The 17,274-nt window shown below is 71.6% G+C and carries 17 protein-coding genes and 1 pseudogene; 14 read left to right on the top strand and 4 right to left on the bottom strand.

Annotated features, from left to right (window positions below):
• The 6 genes and pseudogenes from N869_RS06410 to N869_RS06435 form a co-directional block, all read left to right on the top strand.
• Window positions 1-407: pseudogene (locus tag N869_RS06410) on the top strand (DivIVA domain-containing protein); the annotation flags it as partial.
• 123 nt (window positions 408-530) lie between these two features.
• Window positions 531-1,004, top strand: a complete 474-nt coding sequence (locus N869_RS06415) for a TraR/DksA family transcriptional regulator (protein WP_035059397.1) — start codon at window positions 531-533, stop codon at window positions 1,002-1,004.
• A gap of 2 nt (window positions 1,005-1,006) precedes the next feature.
• On the top strand, window positions 1,007-1,573 hold the full coding sequence (gene lspA / locus N869_RS06420; protein ID WP_332248753.1) for a signal peptidase II: 567 nt from the start codon (window positions 1,007-1,009) through the stop codon (window positions 1,571-1,573).
• Between the two features lie 11 nt (window positions 1,574-1,584).
• Window positions 1,585-2,502, top strand: coding sequence for an RluA family pseudouridine synthase (locus tag N869_RS06425; protein WP_035059422.1), 918 nt, complete (start codon window positions 1,585-1,587; stop codon window positions 2,500-2,502).
• A 62-nt stretch (window positions 2,503-2,564) separates the two neighbouring features.
• Window positions 2,565-6,104, top strand: a complete 3,540-nt coding sequence (dnaE, locus tag N869_RS06430; RefSeq protein ID WP_035059399.1) for a DNA polymerase III subunit alpha — start codon at window positions 2,565-2,567, stop codon at window positions 6,102-6,104.
• A 17-nt stretch (window positions 6,105-6,121) separates the two neighbouring features.
• A complete protein-coding gene (locus tag N869_RS06435) occupies window positions 6,122-6,526 on the top strand; it encodes a pyridoxamine 5'-phosphate oxidase family protein (protein WP_035059401.1) in 405 nt (134 codons plus the stop codon).
• A gap of 24 nt (window positions 6,527-6,550) precedes the next feature.
• Here the strand turns inward: N869_RS06435 and N869_RS06440 are convergent, their stop codons facing one another.
• Window positions 6,551-6,769: an RNA-binding S4 domain-containing protein gene (locus N869_RS06440; protein ID WP_035059403.1), complete on the bottom strand. Its 219-nt coding sequence runs from the start codon at window positions 6,767-6,769 to the stop codon at window positions 6,551-6,553.
• Between the two features lie 40 nt (window positions 6,770-6,809).
• Between N869_RS06440 and hisD the strand changes: the two genes are divergently transcribed.
• The 3 genes from hisD to N869_RS06455 are packed head-to-tail and all read left to right on the top strand — an operon-like array spanning window position 6,810 to window position 9,690.
• Window positions 6,810-8,138 (top strand): histidinol dehydrogenase, encoded by a 1,329-nt coding sequence (hisD, locus tag N869_RS06445; RefSeq protein WP_035059405.1) that lies wholly within the window; start codon window positions 6,810-6,812, stop codon window positions 8,136-8,138.
• Between the two features lie 16 nt (window positions 8,139-8,154).
• Window positions 8,155-9,033, top strand: a complete 879-nt coding sequence (locus tag N869_RS06450) for a serine aminopeptidase domain-containing protein (RefSeq protein WP_052105158.1) — start codon at window positions 8,155-8,157, stop codon at window positions 9,031-9,033.
• Between the two features lie 27 nt (window positions 9,034-9,060).
• Window positions 9,061-9,690 (top strand): hypothetical protein, encoded by a 630-nt coding sequence (locus N869_RS06455; protein WP_035059407.1) that lies wholly within the window; start codon window positions 9,061-9,063, stop codon window positions 9,688-9,690.
• A 71-nt stretch (window positions 9,691-9,761) separates the two neighbouring features.
• Here N869_RS06455 and N869_RS06460 read toward each other — a convergent pair whose 3' ends face one another.
• From N869_RS06460 to N869_RS06470, 3 genes are read right to left on the bottom strand one after another with little or no spacing between them, the layout of a single operon-like run.
• Window positions 9,762-11,861 (bottom strand): CotH kinase family protein, encoded by a 2,100-nt coding sequence (locus N869_RS06460; RefSeq protein ID WP_035059409.1) that lies wholly within the window; start codon window positions 11,859-11,861, stop codon window positions 9,762-9,764.
• A complete protein-coding gene (locus tag N869_RS06465) occupies window positions 11,843-12,706 on the bottom strand; it encodes a polyphosphate polymerase domain-containing protein (protein WP_084136545.1) in 864 nt (287 codons plus the stop codon). Before N869_RS06465 ends, N869_RS06460 begins: the two co-directional genes overlap by 19 nt.
• Window positions 12,703-13,314, bottom strand: a complete 612-nt coding sequence (locus N869_RS06470) for a DUF4956 domain-containing protein (RefSeq protein ID WP_035059411.1) — start codon at window positions 13,312-13,314, stop codon at window positions 12,703-12,705. The genes N869_RS06465 and N869_RS06470 overlap by 4 nt, the downstream gene beginning before the upstream one ends.
• Window positions 13,315-13,563: 249 nt before the next feature.
• On the opposite strand from N869_RS06470, the gene N869_RS06475 reads away from it, so the two are divergent.
• From N869_RS06475 to priA, 5 genes are read left to right on the top strand one after another with little or no spacing between them, the layout of a single operon-like run.
• Window positions 13,564-14,664 (top strand): histidinol-phosphate transaminase, encoded by a 1,101-nt coding sequence (locus tag N869_RS06475; protein ID WP_035059413.1) that lies wholly within the window; start codon window positions 13,564-13,566, stop codon window positions 14,662-14,664.
• Window positions 14,665-14,693: 29 nt separating this feature from the next.
• Entirely contained in the window at window positions 14,694-15,275 is a 582-nt protein-coding gene (gene hisB / locus N869_RS06480; protein ID WP_408606344.1) for an imidazoleglycerol-phosphate dehydratase HisB, read from the top strand.
• Window positions 15,272-15,736, top strand: coding sequence for a hypothetical protein (locus N869_RS06485; RefSeq protein ID WP_052105159.1), 465 nt, complete (start codon window positions 15,272-15,274; stop codon window positions 15,734-15,736). The genes hisB and N869_RS06485 overlap by 4 nt, the downstream gene beginning before the upstream one ends.
• Before the next feature lie 60 nt (window positions 15,737-15,796).
• Window positions 15,797-16,438, top strand: a complete 642-nt coding sequence (gene hisH / locus N869_RS06490) for an imidazole glycerol phosphate synthase subunit HisH (RefSeq protein WP_035059417.1) — start codon at window positions 15,797-15,799, stop codon at window positions 16,436-16,438.
• Between the two features lie 9 nt (window positions 16,439-16,447).
• Window positions 16,448-17,176, top strand: coding sequence for a bifunctional 1-(5-phosphoribosyl)-5-((5-phosphoribosylamino)methylideneamino)imidazole-4-carboxamide isomerase/phosphoribosylanthranilate isomerase PriA (gene priA / locus N869_RS06495; protein WP_035059419.1), 729 nt, complete (start codon window positions 16,448-16,450; stop codon window positions 17,174-17,176).
• The last annotated feature ends 98 nt before the right edge of the window (window positions 17,177-17,274 follow it).

Below are 17,274 nucleotides of genomic sequence, written 5' to 3' on the forward strand. Positions count from 1 at the left end.
AGCCGGAGCCGAAGCCGGAGCCGCCGGCACCCGCCCCTGCCCCGGCCGCGGTGCGGTCCAACGAGCCGGAGTCGGCCACCGGCATGCTCCAGCTGGCCCAGAAGCTGCACGACGACTACGTGCGCTCAGGCCAGGAGGAGGGCGACCGGATCGTCGGTGACGCGAAGGCGCAGGCTACGAGGATCGTCCGGGAGGCGGAGGAGACCTCGAACCGGACCTTGTCCGCTCTCGAGCAGGAGCGCAGTCTCCTGGAGCGCAAGATTGACGAGCTGCGGGTGTTCGAGCGTGACTACCGCACGCGCCTCAAGAGCTATCTGGAGAACCTGCTCGGTGACCTGGACGCGCGGGGTGCTTCGGTCGCCCCGCGGCAGGGTTCGCCGGACGCAGGGCTGCACTTCAACGGTTGACGCCGCGGCCGCACTGCGCGGCTCACGGTACGGCCCGACGCACCACACCTGCGCAGGTGTGGTGCGTCGTGCGTCCCGCGCGGGAGGCCTGCTCCCGCGTGACCCTCGCCCACAGGGAGATCCATGACCACCGATGACACCGTCAGCACCTCGACGGCTGCCGAGGACGGGCTCGTCCTGCCCCCGGACCTGGAGCGGCGGGTGACGGAGCTGCCCGTCCGTCCCGGTGAGGACCCGTGGACCCTGCAGGAGGTCGAGGAGGTGGCCGAGGGTCTGGTGGCAGAGATGGACCGGCTGCGTCAGGAGCTCGCTGCTGCTGACGCCGAGCTGTCGGACCTGCTGCGGAACTCCGGTGATGGCGCGGGCGACGACCAGGCCGACTCCGGCTCCAGCGCGCTGGAGCGGGAGCAGGAGCTCACGCTCCTGAACAACACCCGCGACCTGCTCGAGCAGCACACGCACGCGCTGCACCGCCTGGGCACCGACGGCTTCGGTGCCTGCGAGCAGTGCGGGCAGGCCGTCGGCAAGGCCAGGATGCAGGCGTTCCCGCGGGCGACGTTGTGCGTGGAGTGCAAGTCGCGCCAGGAGCGTCGCTGAGAGTGACCCGCACGCGCCGTCCCCTCGTCGTCCTGCTCGCCTCCCTGGCCGCAGGGGTCCTCGTCGTCGACCAACTGACCAAGGTCTGGGCCGAGCGCGCCCTCAGCGAGAGCGAGCGCATCCCGCTTCTCGGGGATCTCCTCGGCCTGACGCTGCTGTACAACCCCGGGGCCGCGCTCGGCATCGCCACCGGCCTGACGTGGGTGCTGACCCTCGCGGCCGTGCTGGTGTCGGTGATGATCGTCCGGGTGTCGGGTCGACTCGGCTCCCGGGGTTGGGCGGTGGCGCTGGGGCTGCTCCTCGGCGGTGCGTTGGGCAACCTCACCGACCGACTCGTCCGCGACCCGGGGTTCGCGCAGGGCCACGTCGTGGACTTCATCGCCTACGGGACGTGGTTCGTGGGGAACGTCGCGGACATCGCGATCGTGGTGGCTGCCGGCCTGATCGTGTTGCTGAGCCTGCGGGGTATCGGTCTGGACGGTCGTCGGCACGACGACGGGACGCCCGACGACGTCCGGCCGACGCCCCAGGGCGAGGCGGACGCCGACGTGCCGGGGGATCGCCCGTGAGCACGCGTGCGATGCCGGTACCGGACGGGTTGGTGGGTGAGCGCGTCGACGCCGCGCTGTCGCGGCTGCTCGGTGTCTCACGGACCCGGGGCGCCGAGCTCGCCGCGGCGGGTGCGGTGCAGGTCGACGGTCGGACGGTCGGCAAGTCCGACCGGCTCGCCGCCGGTGCCTGGCTCGAGGTCGACCTGGCCGGCCTGGACCCCGACCCTGCCGACGTGCCGCCCGTGGAACCGGTGCCCGGGATGCGGGTGGTCCTCGAGGACGAGCACCTGGTCGTGGTCGACAAACCCGTGGGCGTCGCCGCACATCCCTCTCCGGGGTGGACCGGGCCGACGGTCGTCGGTGGCTTGGAAGCGGCGGGCTACCGCGTCTCGACGTCCGGCGCGGCGGAACGCCAGGGTGTGGTGCACCGCCTGGACGTCGGGACGTCGGGCCTGATGGTGGTGGCCAAGTCCGAGGCCGCGTACACCGGGCTGAAGCGGGCGTTCAAGGAGCGCACCGTGGAGAAGATCTACCACGCGGTGGTCCAGGGGCATCCCGAGCCGACCACCGGGACCGTGGATGCTCCCATCGGGCGCCACCCCGGGCAGGACTGGCGGTTCGCCGTGGTGGCGGACGGCAAGCCGTCGGTGACCCACTACGAGGTGCTGGAGATGGTGCCGTCGGCGTCCTTGGTCGAGGTTCACCTGGAGACGGGTCGCACGCACCAGATCAGGGTTCACATGTCTGCCCTGCGTCACCCGTGCGTGGGTGACGTGACCTACGGCGCGGACCCTGTGCTCGCACGTCGCCTGCGCCTGGAGCGGCAGTGGTTGCACGCCATGCGGCTCGCGTTCGAGCACCCGGTGACCGGGGGCCGGGTCGAGGCGCGGAGCACCTACCCGCCGGACCTGGACGCGGCGTGGGAGACGCTGCGCGGCCCGCGCTGAGGAGTCACGCGCGCCCGCGTGACCGACGCCCGCACGTGCCTGCGGGATCTAGACTCGTGGGCATGGTTGCTGCGGGGTCAGACTTCGTCCACCTCCACGCCCACACCGAGTACTCCATGCTGGACGGCGCGGCCCGCCTGGACGACCTCTTCGCCGAGGTCGCACGCCAGGGCCAGTCGGCCATCGCGATGACCGACCACGGGTACCTGTTCGGGGCGTTCGAGTTCTGGAGCAAGGCACGCAAGGCCGGTGTGAAGCCGATCATCGGCCTGGAGGCCTACCTGACGCCGGGAACCAGCCGGCACGACCGGACCCGGGTCAAGTGGGGCGAGCCGCACCAGAAGTCCGACGACGTCTCGGCCAACGGCTCGTACACGCACCTGACCCTGCTCGCGCGGTCCACCGAGGGCATGCACAACCTCTTCCGCATGGGTTCCCTGGGGTCGCTCGAGGGCCAGATGGGCAAGGCGCCCCGTCTGGACCGCGAGCTCCTCAGCACCTATGGGCGGGGCCTGATCGCCACCTCGGGCTGCCCGTCGGGGGAGGTCCAGACGAGGTTGCGACTGGGCCAGTACGACGAGGCCGTCCGCGCAGCGGGTGAGTTCCAGGACCTGTTCGGCAGGGACAGCTTCTTCATCGAGCTCATGGACCACGGCCTGGACATCGAGCAGCGTGTGCAGAAGGACCTGCTGCGGATCTCGCAGGACATCGGCGCACCGTTGGTGGCGACCAACGACCTGCACTACGTCACCCGTGAGGACTCGACCTCGCAGGACGCCCTGCTCTGCATCAACTCGGGCTCCACGCTGAACGACCCGGACAGGTTCAAGTTCGGCGGGGACGGGTACTACGTGAAGTCCGCGGCCGAGATGCGTCACCTGTGGCGTGAGCTGCCCGAGGCCTGCGACAACACGCTGCTGATCGCTGAGCAGTGCGAGGTGGAGTTCAACACCTCGGCGAACTACATGCCGCGGTTCCCCCTGCCCGAGGGGGAGGACGAGACGTCGTGGTTCATCAAGGAGGTCGAGAAGGGGCTGCACGCCCGCTACCCGGCGGGGATCCCGGACAAGGTGCGGGCCCAGGCCACGTACGAGGTCGACATCATCACCCAGATGGGTTTTCCGGGCTACTTCCTGGTGGTCGCGGACTTCATCAGCTGGGCCAAGCGCAACGGCATCAGGGTCGGCCCCGGGCGCGGTTCGGCGGCAGGCTCGCTGGTGTCCTACGTGATGGGCATCACCGAGCTCGACCCGCTGGAGCACGGGCTGATCTTCGAACGGTTCCTCAACCCCGAGCGCGTGTCCATGCCCGATGTCGACATCGACTTCGACGAGCGCCGTCGTGGCGAGGTCATCCGGTACGTGACCGAGCGCTACGGCGACGACCGTGTCGCCCAGATCGTCACCTACGGCACGATCAAGGCCAAGCAGGCGCTGAAGGACTCGTCCCGGCTGCTGGGGTTCCCGTTCGCCATGGGCGAGAAGCTCACCAAGGCGATGCCCCCGGCCGTGATGGGCAAGGACATCTCCCTGTCGGGGATCTTCGACAAGGACGACCCCCGGTACCCCGAGGCCGAGGAGTTCCGCCAGCTGCACCAGACCGACCCCGACGCCCAGCAGGTCGTCGAGCTCGCCCAGGGAATCGAGGGGCTGAAGCGCCAGTGGGGGGTGCACGCCGCCGGGGTGATCATGTCAAGCGATCCCCTGATCGACATCATCCCGATCATGCGCCGGCCCCAGGACGGGGCGGTCATCACCCAGTTCGACTACCCGACCTGCGAGGGTCTGGGCCTGATCAAGATGGACTTCCTGGGGCTGCGCAACCTCACGATCCTCGACGACGCCCTGGTCAACATCGAGATGAACGGCAAGGACCCGATCGAGATCGAGTCGTTGCCGCTGGACGACCGCGCCGCGTACGAGCTCCTCGGGCGGGGTGACACCCTGGGGGTGTTCCAGCTCGACGGCGGACCGATGCGGTCGCTGCTGCGGCAGATGCGCCCGGACAACTTCGAGGACATCTCCGCGGTCATCGCCCTGTACCGGCCGGGGCCGATGGGGATGAACTCCCACATCAACTACGCCCTGCGCAAGAACGGCATGCAGCAGGTGGTGCCGATCCACCCCGAGCTGGCCGAGCCGCTGGCCGAGGTCCTGGACGAGACCCACGGCCTGATCGTCTACCAGGAGCAGGTGCAGCGCGCCGCCCAGGTCCTGGCCGGCTACTCGTTGGGGCAGGCCGACCTGCTGCGTCGGGCCATGGGCAAGAAGAAGAAGGAGGTCCTGGACGCCGAGTTCGTGCCCTTCCAGAAGGGCATGCGGGAGCGCGGGTACTCCGACGCGGCGATCCAGGCCGTGTGGGACACGCTGGTCCCGTTCGCGGGTTATGCCTTCAACAAGGCCCACTCCGCGGCCTACGGCGTGATCGCGTACTGGACGGCCTACCTGAAGGCCAACTACCCCACGGAGTACATGGCGGCGCTGCTGACCAGCGTGCGCGACGACAAGGACAAGTCCGCGCTGTACCTGGGCGAGTGCCGCCGCATGGGGATCACGGTCCTGCCACCGGACGTGAACTCCTCGGCCGCGAACTTCACCGCGGTCGGCACCGACATCCGGTTCGGCCTGACGGCGGTCCGTAACGTCGGTGCGAACGTGGTGGACGCGATCGTCGCGACCCGGGAGGGCAAGGGCGAGTTCACCTCGTTCACCGACTTCCTGGACAAGGTCCCGGGGGTGGTGTGCAACAAGCGGACCATCGAGTCCCTGATCAAGTCGGGGGCGTTCGACTCGATGCACCCGAGCCGTCGGGCCCTGCTGCTGGTCCACGAGCAGGCGGTCGACTCGGTGGTGGGAGTCAAGCGCAAGGAGGCCGAGGGCCAGTTCGACCTGTTCGCGGGGCTGGGTGGTGAGGACGGCGCCGAGGCCGTCAGCTTCAGCGTCGACATCCCGGACGTGCCCGACTGGGACAAGAAGCAGCGGCTGGCGTTCGAGCGCGAGATGCTCGGGCTGTACGTGTCCGATCACCCCCTGTCGGGGCTGGAGCACGTGCTCGCGGCTGCGGGTGACTGCTCGATCACGGCGCTGATGGCGGACGAGGGGCGCACCGACGGCTCGATGGTGACGGTGTGCGGCCTGGTCACGAGCCTGCAGCGGAAGATGTCGAAGAACGGCAACCCGTGGGCCGCGGTGACCTTGGAGGACATCGACGGCTCGGTCGAGGTGATGTTCTTCGGCGAGACGTACCTGGCGTACTCCACGGCCTTGTCCGAGGACGCGGTGATCACGGTGCGGGGCCGGGTGCGGCGGCGCGACGAGACGATCCAGCTCCAGGCGGTGGAGGTGTCGATCCCCGACGTGTCGGACGTCGACGCCCGGCCGGTGACGATCAGCCTCCCGGTGTCGCGGTGCACCCAGCCGGTCGTGGAGCGGCTCCGTGAGGTGCTGGCCACCCACCCTGGTGTCACGGACGTGCACCTGCGGCTGACGCAACCAGGACGGGCGACGGTGATGCGTCTGGAGGGTGGGTTGCGCATCGAGCGCTCACCCGCGCTTTTCGGTGACCTGAAGGCGCTCCTGGGGCCGGCGTGCCTGGCGGGGTGAGGGGGTCCGGCCGACCCTTGGGTCTGACGCCGGAGCAGCACGTCTTCGTCACCGAGCGGCACCTGGCGACGTTGACCACGCTGCGCCCGGACGGGACCCCGCACGTGGTGCCGGTCGCGTTCACCTGGGACCCGGAGCAGTCGGTGATCAGGGTGACCGCCGGTGGCGGGTCGATGAAGGTCCGCAACGTGGAGCGGGCCCTGGCTGCGGGCGCGGTGCCCCGGGCTGCGGTGTGCCAGGTGGACGGTGGGCGGTGGTTGACGTTCGAGGGTGCCGTCGAGGTCAGCCGGGAGCCCGCGGAGGTTGCCGAGGCTGAACGCCGGTACGCCCGTCGTTACCGTGAGCCACGCCCGTCCACGACGCGGGTCGTCCTGCGGGTCACGCCGGACCGGGTCATGGGGTCGGCCTACATGACGAGGTGAGGCGGACGTCGGCCGCCGGTCGGTTCACACGACCCGGTAGGTCTCCGGTCCGGCGGGCCGCGCGACGCTCACGTGGTCCCCGGACGCGAGGCGGCGTCCGCGCCGGGTCTCGGCCTCGCCGTTGACCTCGACCTCACCCTCCTCCAGCAGCTCCCGGGCGTCCGCGCCGGACTCCGCCGCACCCGCGAGCTTGAGGAACTGCCCGAGCCTGATCTCACCGGTCACGGCCACCTCGATCACCATGGACCCATCCTCGCAGTTCCGGCACGCCTAGGATGGTTCCGTGATCTCCCGTATCGATCTGCGTGGCCGGCACCTGTCCGCACGCGAGCTGACGACCTCCCTCCCGCGCCCGGACCTGGACGTGGCGGGCGCGGCCGAGCAGGTCGCCCCGGTCCTGGAGCAGGTCCGTGCGCACGGAGCCCGTGCGCTGCGTGACCTGGCCGAGCGCTTCGACGGCGTCCGTCCCGAGCACCTGCGGGTCCCGCGTGAGGCGTTGTCGGCGGCGCTGGCCGGTCTGGACGCCCAGGTTCGGGCGGCTCTGGAGGAGTCGATCCGGCGGGCCCGGCTGGTGCACGCGGCCCAGGTGCCCGCGCCCTTCGAGGTGCAGGTGGGTCCGGGGGCGACGGTGCGCCAGCGGTGGCTCCCCGTCCGACGCGTGGGCCTGTACGTGCCGGGTGGTCTGGCGGTGTACCCGTCGTCGGTGGTGATGAACGTGGTGCCGGCCCAGGAGGCCGGAGTGACGTCCCTGGTCGTGACGAGCCCGCCGCAGCGCGCGCACGGTGGTCTGCCGCACCCGACGATCCTGGCTGCGTGCGAGCTGCTGGGCGTCGACGAGGTCTACGCCGCCGGCGGGGCGCAGGCGGTCGCGATGCTGGCCTACGGCGCGGTGGGCGACACCGAGGACGACGGGGAGGTGCTGTGCGAGCCCGTGGACGTCGTCACCGGGCCGGGCAACCAGTACGTGACCGCGGCCAAGCGCCTGGTCCGTGGCGTGGTGGGGATCGACTCCGAGGCAGGGCCGACGGAGATCGCCGTCCTGGCCGACGCCACGGCTCGGCCCCACCACGTGGTGTCCGACCTGGTCTCCCAGGCCGAGCACGGTCCCACGTCCGCGTCGATCCTGGTGACGGACTCGCTGGAGCTCGTCGAGGCTGTGGAGGCCTTGTTGCCCGACGCGGTGGGGGCGACCCGGCACGCGGACCGGGTCCGGACCGCGCTGTCCGGTCCCCAGTCCGCCGTGGTGGTGGTGGACGACCTGGAGCAGGGCCTGGAGGTCGTCAACGCCTACGGTGCCGAGCACCTGGAGATCCAGACCCACGACGCGGCGTCGGTGGCCGAGCGGGTCACCAGCGCCGGTGCGGTGTTCGTGGGGCCCTGGTCACCGGTCTCTCTCGGCGACTACATGGCGGGGTCCAACCACGTCCTGCCGACGGGGGGCTGCGCACACTTCTCCTCCGGGCTGGGGGTGCACAGCTTCCTCCGACCGGTCCAGGTCGTGGAGTACGACCAGGCGGCGCTGGCCGAGGTCGCCGACCGGGTCGTGGCCCTCGCCGAGGACGAAGACCTGCCCGCGCACGGCGAGGCCGTCGTGGCCCGGGGACGTCCCTGACGGTGGGGGTGAGGGCGTGAGGCGCACCCGGGCCGGCGCGACCTGGGTGGCCGCGGCGCTCGCCCTGCTTGCTGCGTGCGGTGCGCAGGACCCGGCACCGAGCCAGACGCTGCCGTCGGCTCCTGAGGCCGAGCCTGAACCTCCGGCCCCGCCGACGGTCGAGCCGGAGCCGGGTGAGGGCGAGTACCGCGCGGGCCTGCCGGCCGCGGTCGAGATTCCGCCCGACCGGACCGACCCTGCCGCCCTGGTCGTGCTCGTCCCGGGTGGGGGATGGCGCTCGGCGGACCCGGTCGGGCTGGCGCCCCTCGCCGACCACCTGGTGGGCGAGGGGTACGCGGTGGCCACGATCACCTACCGGACGGGTCGGACCGGTGACGTGTTCCCGACCCCGGTGGACGACGTCGCGTGCGCGGTCGCCTACGCCTCGGCCCAGGTCCCGGGGGTGGACGTCGTGGTGCTGGGTCATTCGGCAGGGGCGCACCTGGCCTCGGTGGCGGCCCTGGACCCGGTCAGGTCCGACCGGTGCCCCCATCGCCGGGTGCGCGTCGACGGCGTCGTGGGACTTGCCGGCCCGTACGACGTGTCAGCCACGTGGGGGCTCGCCGAGGTGCTGTTCGGGGTGCCTGCGGACCAGGCGCCCGAGGCGTGGGAGCAGGGCAATCCCCTGACCCTGGTGGAGCGGCGTCCGGACCTGCCGTTCCTGCTGGTGCACGGGGAGGCTGATCAGGTGGTGCCGGTCTCGTTCACCACGGACTTCGCGGACGCCCTGCGCGGTGCCCGGCACGAGGTCGCGGTCGAGCTGCTGCCGGACGTGGATCACGCCCAGGTGCTGTCCCCGGACGTCGTCGGGGACGTGGTCGTCGGTTGGCTCGCGCGCGTGGCCGCGCAGGCCTGAGCCGCTGCGCGGCAGGAGGAGGGCGTCGTGCCTGTGGTGGAGGTCGTGGGCTGGGTCGGGTCCGGTCTGCTGGTCCTGTCGCTGACCCAGACGCGGGTCATGAGGTTCCGGGTGCTGAACCTGGTCGCGTGCGTGGTGCTGGTGGCGTACAACGCCGTGATCGGCGTGTGGCCGATGGTCGCGATGAACGTGGTGCTGACCGCGATCAACCTCGGTGTGATCGTGACGCTGCTGCGGCGGCGACACGACGCGCGTGCGTACGTCGCTGTGCCGGTGGGCGTCGGGGAGCCGTTGCTGGCGCACCTGCTGGAGCGGCACGGGAAGGACGTCCGCCGGTTCTGGCCCGGTGCGACGGAGGACCTCCTGGGCGCTGCCGAGCACGCGTTCGTGGTGACCAGCGGTGACCAGCTCGTGGGGGTCGTCCTCTCCCGTGCCGGGGCTGCGACCGATGAGCAGCAGGTCCTGCTGGACTACGTGGTGCCCGCGTTCCGGGACTTCACCCCGGGTGAGTTCGTGTACCGCACGGACGGCCCGTTCGCCGAGCTCGGCACCCGCCGGCTGGTCGCGTGCCCGCGGGCCGCGGCCACCGCCCGGTACCTGTCGGCGATGGGCTTCACGCGGGAGGGTGACAGGCTCGTCCTGACCCGGACCGGCTGAGCAGCACGTGGGGGACGGGCGCCGGGTGCGACCCGTCGGCGGGGTCGCACCCGGCGCCCGTCCCGTGGCGGTCAGTCGGCGGTGCAGCCGACCGTGGGAGCCCCGGTCCCCGACCCGGAGCCGATCAGGCCGAACGACGTGCTGGCACCTGCCCCGAGCGAGCCGTTCCACGCGAGGTTGGTGGCGGTCAGGGTCGAGCCGCTGGAGGTGACGTCGGCGTTCCACACCTGGGTGACGCTCTGCCCGGAGGGCATCGCGAGGGTCACGGTCCAGCCGGTGATCGGGCTGGTGGTGGCGGTGACCTGGACCTCTCCCTGGAAGCCTCCGCCCCACTGGTTGGTCACGGTGAACGTCGCCGTGCACCCGTTCCCGGTCCCCGGGTCCGGTGACGGACCCGGGTCGGGCTCGGGGGTGGGGTCCGGCGTGGGTCCGGGCTCGGGGGTGGGGTCGGGAGTGGGTTCCGGGTCCGGGGTCGGCTGCGGCTCGGGATCGACGGGGGTGGTGGGTCCGCCCCACGCCTGGGCGGAGTCGAGCCAGCGGGCGCGCTCGAGCATCCAGGAGCGGAGGTCCTCGACCTGCCCCTGCCACGTGGGCGTGGTGGTCGTGATGAACGGCCCCACCATGCGGCTGCGCAGGGTCGTGGGGTACCGCTGGTAGTTGCGGGCGGCGGCGTCGGCCAGGGGTCCGCTGAGCTCCTGGACCCGGGCGGTGAGCCGCGCGTCCGAGAGCTCTCCGCGGCGCAGCTCCTGCCACCGGACCTTCAGACGGTTCTCGAACGCCGGGTCCGTGACCAGTCGCGGGTACCAGTTGTTGGCCACGGGTTGGCGCTGGCGGACCTGCTGGTGCTGCCATCCCGAGGTCTGCTGGTTGCCGAAGTACCCGCCCACGCCGAACGTCAGGTCGTAGTCCCACAGCGGACCTGCGGTGATCTTGCCGCCGCGGTCCTTGTGGAAGTAGGCGCTGCGGACGTAGGCGTCCATGTCCCGGCTGAGCTCGTCGATGATCATGTGGTTGACGAACGAGTCGACGTCGATCCATGCGGGGTACCCCTCGCCGGGGTCGTTCCAGCGTGGCCCGTCGAGGACCTGCTGGAATTCGCTCAGGTGCTCGCTGATCCACTGCAGCTGCTCGGGCTGGGGGTTGTTGGGCCGCCGCAGCTCCAGGTCGCGCCAGCAGTTGGGTGAACCGGTGCACCGGAGCAGGGGCTGCTCGGCCGCCTGCCACTCGAAGTTGACGATGTAGCCGCCGGTGAGCTCGGGCAGGGATGTGTGGTGCTCGCGCAGCCGGTCCAGGTTCAGCCGTCGGGAGTTGTCCTTGATCGTCTCCACGACCATGTAGACGCCCTGGTAGTCGCTGCTGCTGACGGGCTGGGCGTCGGTATTGACGTAGACCTCGACGAACTCGTACCGCGGTGCGGCGACGCCGAGCTCGCGGCCGAGGTCGTAGACCAGGGCGTCGCGGATGAGCGCCTTGTCGCTGAACGGGCCGCGCAGCACCCAGTCGTCGTCCGCGGGCATGCCGAGGAACGGCAGGTTGGTGCCCTCGTCCTCGTTGTCCCACAGCTCGAGCCGGTACGGGATCTTGTCGAACAGCCGGCTGGAGTTGCCGCGCAGCCGGAACCCGGCCCGGGTGGCGAGCGTGGCCTCGTCGCTGAGGGTCGTGGTGCCGTTGCCGGGCTGCAGCTCGACGACGGCCACGTCCATGTAGTCGTCGCGCGCGTCGCCCGCCCCGTAGTTGTCGAGCACCAGCACTGGCAGGTCGTGGGCCGTGGTCACGTCGGTCGCCACGTACTGCGACGAGCCGGGCGCACCGGCGGGGTCGCCACCGACGAACGCCTGGGCGCGGATCTCGGTGCTCCGCGAGAGCTGGATCGGGCCGTCGTGGACGGGGGAGCCTGCGGTCGGCGGGCTGCCGTCGGTGGTGTAGCGGATCTGGGCACCGGGGACGTCGGTGCTGAGCGTCACCGAGATCTGGCCCTGGAAGGTGCCGGCGGGTTCGGAGAAAGCGATGTCTCCGGCGAGGCCCGTGTCCACCACTGCGGTCAGTGGCCCGGGAAGCGTGGGCGCGGTGACGGTGCTGGCGGCCGTCGCCGTCTGGGCAGCGCCCGCCGTCAGCACCATCGCTGCGGCGAGCACGGCCGGCGACGTCCGTCTCAGGGTCGTGCGTGGCATGTGCCACTCCTTTGCTCGTTGCGTGGGTCGGTCGTGCGGTCCTCGCGCGCGGGGCTGTGGACGTGGCGTCGCAGGGTGCGCCGCCAGCGGTTGGAGGGCAGGTCGGGGTCCAGGGCCGCGAGCCCGGTGGCGTACTTCGAGATCCCGACCGGCCGGTGCCCGCGGCTCCACAGGAGCCGGTCCATGGGGGAGGGGCAGGATCCCGTCTTGGTCTCGACGACCGCCAGGTGGGGCACGTCCAGCGTCGCCCTGTCGTCCTGCCAGGTCAGGTGCGTGTCGACCGTCACCCGGCTGCAGCTGCGGGGCAGGAAGAGGGTGGTGCGCAGGTACCGGGTCACCAGGGTGGGGCGCAGCTCGAGGGTGTTGGTCCCGGGGATCGTCGCACCGGACAGGACGTTCTCCACGTACCAGCGCCCGGGGGTGATGTCGGCGGCCTGGTCGGGGTCGTAGGCCAGGCGGTCCTTGACGGTGCTGCCACGCGTGCCCCGGGTCTTGACCTCGAGGAAGCACTGCGCCGAGTCCAGGTAGGTGCGTGTGCGGATCTTGAACCGGCGGCGGCGCCGGTGGGCGGCCAGGCGGTAGGCGAGCAGGTCCGGGGTGTCGAAGTACACCGACTCGTAGGCGAAGGTGCGCAGCTCACCGATCTGCAGGACCTGGACCTGGTCGGCCGCGTCACGGAGCAGGTCGTCGACGGCGTCGGCGGGCACCACGTACTTGCGGTCGACCCGCGTCTGCAGCGAGGCCCTGTCCACGAGCTCCTGCAGGCTTATGGGAACGAGATCGCCGACGGGGTCGGTGGGGGGGCGCCCGGTGGAGGGTGTCGTGGCGGTGGCGAGTGCGGTCACTGGCGTGCTCCTGTCCGTGCGAGGGGTCCGTCTGCGCGGTGGTGGGCGCGGGGTGCGGGTGAGGGTGGCAGATGCTCGTACCGGACCTCGACGACGGTGGTGTCGTTGACGAGGTCGAGTCGCTGGACGGTGACGCCGTGCACGCGTGCGCCGAGCAGGTGCTCCAGGCGTGCCACGAGCGCGACGCGGTCGGTGGCTGCGCCGTCGAGCACGAGGGTCTGACGTCCGTACCGGTGCAGCAGGCGGGGGTGGTCCCCGACGTACATGGCGATCAGGATCAGGGCCATGAGCACGGGCGGGAGCCAGAGCGTGGACGTCCCGATGCCCCCGAGGATGCCGAGGGCCAGCGCCGAGAAGTAGTAGGCGACCTCGTGCTGCTCGATCTCGGTGGAGCGCAGTCGGATGATCGACAGCACCCCGAACAGCCCGAGACCGAGGCCGGCGCCGATGTTGCCGGTGCTCAAGGACGAGGCGACCGCGAGCACGCCGATGTTGATCCCGAGGAACGCGACGACGAGGTCGCGTCTGCGGTGACGGCGGAAGTACAGTCCGAAGGTCAGGACCGTGACCGCGACGAAGTCGGCAGCGAACAGCACCATCTGGTCCATGCGCAGGTCCCCCCTGGAGCCTGGTGGTGAACCCCGGGTGAACGTCGGGCGAACACCGGGTGTATGCCGGGCGAACACCACCCGGACGGCAGGACCTTCCGCTCTGTCGGGGGGGAGGGTCAACGACTGAAAGGTTTAACGGAGAGTCATTGCGCAGTCTTTCGGTGTCACAGCCAGAGGTGACTCGCGTGGTGCGGCGGACCTCGGACGCGCGCGCGGGTCCGTCCTCCCGACCTCTAGACTCGCCGCGTGAGCCTCGACCTACCCCTGCGCCCGGAGCTGCGCGGGCTCTCGCCGTACGGCGCCCCGCAGCTGGACGTGCCGGTCCTGCTGAACGTGAACGAGAACCCCTACCCGCCCTCCGCCGCGCTCGTCGACGACGTCGCGACGTCCGTGGCGCAGGCTGCGGCCGGGCTGAACCGGTACCCGGACCGGGACGCGCTGCCCCTGCGCGAGGACCTCGCCGAGTACCTGGCACGGGAGTCCGGCGTGAGGCTCCCGGCCGGGTGCATCTGGGCCGCGAACGGCTCGAACGAGGTCATGCTGCACCTCCTGCAGGCCTTCGGTGGTCCGGGCCGCACGGCCCTGTCGTTCGCCCCGACGTACTCGATGTACCCCGAGTACGCCCGTGACACCTGCACGGACTGGGTGGCCGCCCGCCGCGAGGAGGACTTCTCCCTGGACCCGGGCCGGGCGGTCGCCGCGGTCGCCGAGCACGCCCCGGCCGTGGTCCTGCTGCCCAGCCCCAACAACCCGACCGGCACGGCTCTGCCCGCGAGCACCCTGCTGGCGGTCCTGGACGCTGCGCGGCAGGTACCGGGCGGCTGCGTGGTGGTCGTGGACGAGGCCTACGCGGAGTTCCGCAGGGAAGGGACCCCGTCGGCACTGGAGCTTCTCGAGGACCACCCGCACCTGGCCGTCTCGCGCACGATGTCCAAGGCCTTCGGGCTCGCGGGCGCACGCGTGGGGTACCTGGCGGCGTCCACCGAGGTCGTCGACGCCTTGCAGGTGGTTCGCCTGCCTTACCACCTGTCGGCGGTCACGCAGGCCGTCGCCCGGGCGGCGCTGAGGCACACCGGGTCGCTCATGGAGCAGGTCGCGTCGTTGCGCTCCGAGCGGGATCGCACCGTGGCCTGGCTGCGCGACCGCGGCCTGCAGGCGGTCGACTCGGACGCGAACTTCGTCCTCTTCGGGGTGCTGCCGGACCGCGTGGCGGTCTGGCAGGGTCTGCTGGACCGGGGCGTCCTGGTCCGCCAGACGGGTCCGGAGGGATGGCTGCGGGTGTCGATCGGCACCCCTGCAGAGATGACGGCCTTCCGTGAGGCCCTGGTGGAGGTGGCTGGACTGTGAACGCTTCTGGTGGTGCTCGGACCGGGCGTGTGGAGCGCACGACGTCGGAGTCGTCGGTGCTCGTCGAGGTCGACCTGGACGGGACCGGGCGCACGGAGATCTCCACGACCGTGCCCTTCTACGACCACATGCTGACCGCGCTGGGCAAGCACTCGCTGATCGATCTCGTGGTCCGGGCCACGGGCGACACCCACATCGACGCCCACCACACCGTCGAGGACGTCGCGATCAGCCTGGGTCAGGCGCTGCGTCAGGCACTGGGCGACAAGGTCGGGATCGGCCGGTTCGGCGACGCGCTCGTGCCGTTGGACGAGGCTCTCGCCCAGGCCGTCGTCGACGTCTCGGGACGGCCCTACCTGGTGCACTCCGGGGAGCCGGCCGGGCAGGAGTACCACCTCATCGGCGGTCACTTCACCGGCTCGCTCACCCGGCACGTCCTGGAGTCGATCGCGCACCACGCCGGGATCTGCGTGCACATGAGGGTGCTGGCGGGGCGCGATCCCCACCACATCGTCGAGGCCCAGTTCAAGGCGCTGGCCCGGGCGCTGCGCGCGGCGGTGGCACCCGACGCGCGCGTCAGCGGGGTGCCGTCCACGAAGGGGGCCCTGTGAGCGGCGATGTCCCCGAGGGCGAGGGTCTGGCCGCCGCTGCGGTGGTGCTCACCCAGGTGGCGCTGCCCGAGGGCCTGGCTGCCGCGTGCGCGATGAGCAAGGTGCCGGTGGACGCCGTGCCGACCTCGATCGGCGCGGTGGCCGTGTGCCGTGACACGGCGGTGGGTGAGCCCGAGCGCGCGGCCCAGGTCGTGTCCAGGCTGCTGGAGAACACGCCGGTGGTCCTGGTGGTCCAGCGGGACGGCCAGATGACCGCCGCCCGCTGGGCCGGCGGCGCGCAGGACGAGGAGATCGCTCCGGGGCTGATGCTCGACGGGGCGCCTGCCGAGGTGGAGCAGCTGCTCCTGGGACAGGTCCAGGCCGCGGACCTGCCCGGAACGGTGTCGTCCGTCGGCATGTCCCGGTGGCGGGCGGTCCGGGTCCTGGCGGCCGTCGGCCGTGCGGGGCGCCGATCCCGGTGACCGGTTCGCGTGTCGGACCGCGCGACCTGCCGACGGTCCCGGACCGGTAGCATCCACGCGATGACTTCTCCTTCTGTCGTGGTGCTCGACTACGGCTTCGGCAACGTGCGTTCGGCCGTCCGCGCGCTCGAGCGGGTCGGCGCGAGCGTGGAGCTGACCTCCGACGCCGACCGGGCGCAGGCCGCCGACGGGCTCGTGGTCCCGGGTGTCGGTGCGTTCGCCGCGGTGATGGCGGGGCTGCGGGCCGTGCGCGGGGACCAGATCATCGACCGACGGCTGGCCGGCGGGTGTCCCGTCCTCGGGATCTGCGTGGGCATGCAGGTGATGTTCGACGCGGGCGAGGAGCACGGCGTCCACACTGACGGGCTCGGTGAGTGGCCGGGGGTCGTGGACCGACTCGAGGCACCGGTGGTCCCGCACATGGGGTGGTCGACCGTCGAGCCCCCGTCCGGCTCGGTCCTGTTCGAGGGGCTGCACGACGAGTACTTCTACTTCGTGCACTCCTACGCGGCCCGCTCGTTCGGCCCGTTGGGCGGCGGCCGCATGATCGCCCCGCAGGTCACCTGGGCGGAGCACGGCGGCAGGTTCGTGGCCGCGGTGGAGAACGGCCCCCTGGCGGCGACGCAGTTCCACCCCGAGAAGTCCGGCGACGCCGGCGCACAGCTGCTGACCAACTGGGTCCGCAGCCTGAGAGGACAGTGAGACGGAGAGATGTCGCGACTTGAGCTCCTACCGGCCGTCGACGTGGCTGACGGCCAGGCGGTCCGCCTGGTGCAGGGTGAGGCGGGGTCGGAGACCTCCTACGGCAGCCCGTTGCAGGCTGCGCTCGACTGGCAGGCCGGCGGCGCGGAGTGGATCCACCTGGTCGACCTGGACGCCGCCTTCGGCCGGGGGAGCAACGCCGAGCTGCTCGAGCAGGTCGTCGCGGCCCTGGACGTCAAGGTGGAGCTCTCGGGCGGGATCCGCGACGACGCGTCCCTGGCCCGCGCGCTGGCGACGGGGTGCCGTCGGGTGAACCTGGGGACCGCTGCGCTGGAGGACCCGGACTGGACCGCGCGCGTGATCGCCGAGCACGGCGACCGGGTGGCCGTCGGCCTCGACGTGCGCGGCACGACGCTCGCGGCTCGCGGCTGGACGCAGGAGGGTGGGGACCTGTGGGAGGTGCTCGACCGCCTCGACCGCGCCGGGTGCTCCCGCTACGTCGTGACGGACGTGACCAAGGACGGGACGCTGCGGGGCCCGAACCTGGACCTGCTGCGTGAGGTGTGCGGCCGGACCGACGCCCCGGTCGTCGCCTCCGGAGGGGTCGCGACCCTGGACGACGTCGCCGCCCTGCGCGGACTGGTCGACGTGGGCGTCGAGGGCGCGATCGTCGGCAAGGCTCTCTACGCCGGCGCGTTCACGCTGCCCGAGGCCCTCGAGGTCGCAGGACGCCCGTGACCCCGGCGCTGCCGCCCACGTCCGCGTTCGCGCAGGACGACGGCTCGGCGGACGAGCGGCTGGCACGTGCGCTCGCGGTGCCGGACCAGGTCGACCGG

This window comes from Cellulomonas bogoriensis 69B4 = DSM 16987 (assembly GCF_000767165.1).
Taxonomy (GTDB): Bacteria; Actinomycetota; Actinomycetes; order Actinomycetales; family Cellulomonadaceae; genus Actinotalea; species Actinotalea bogoriensis.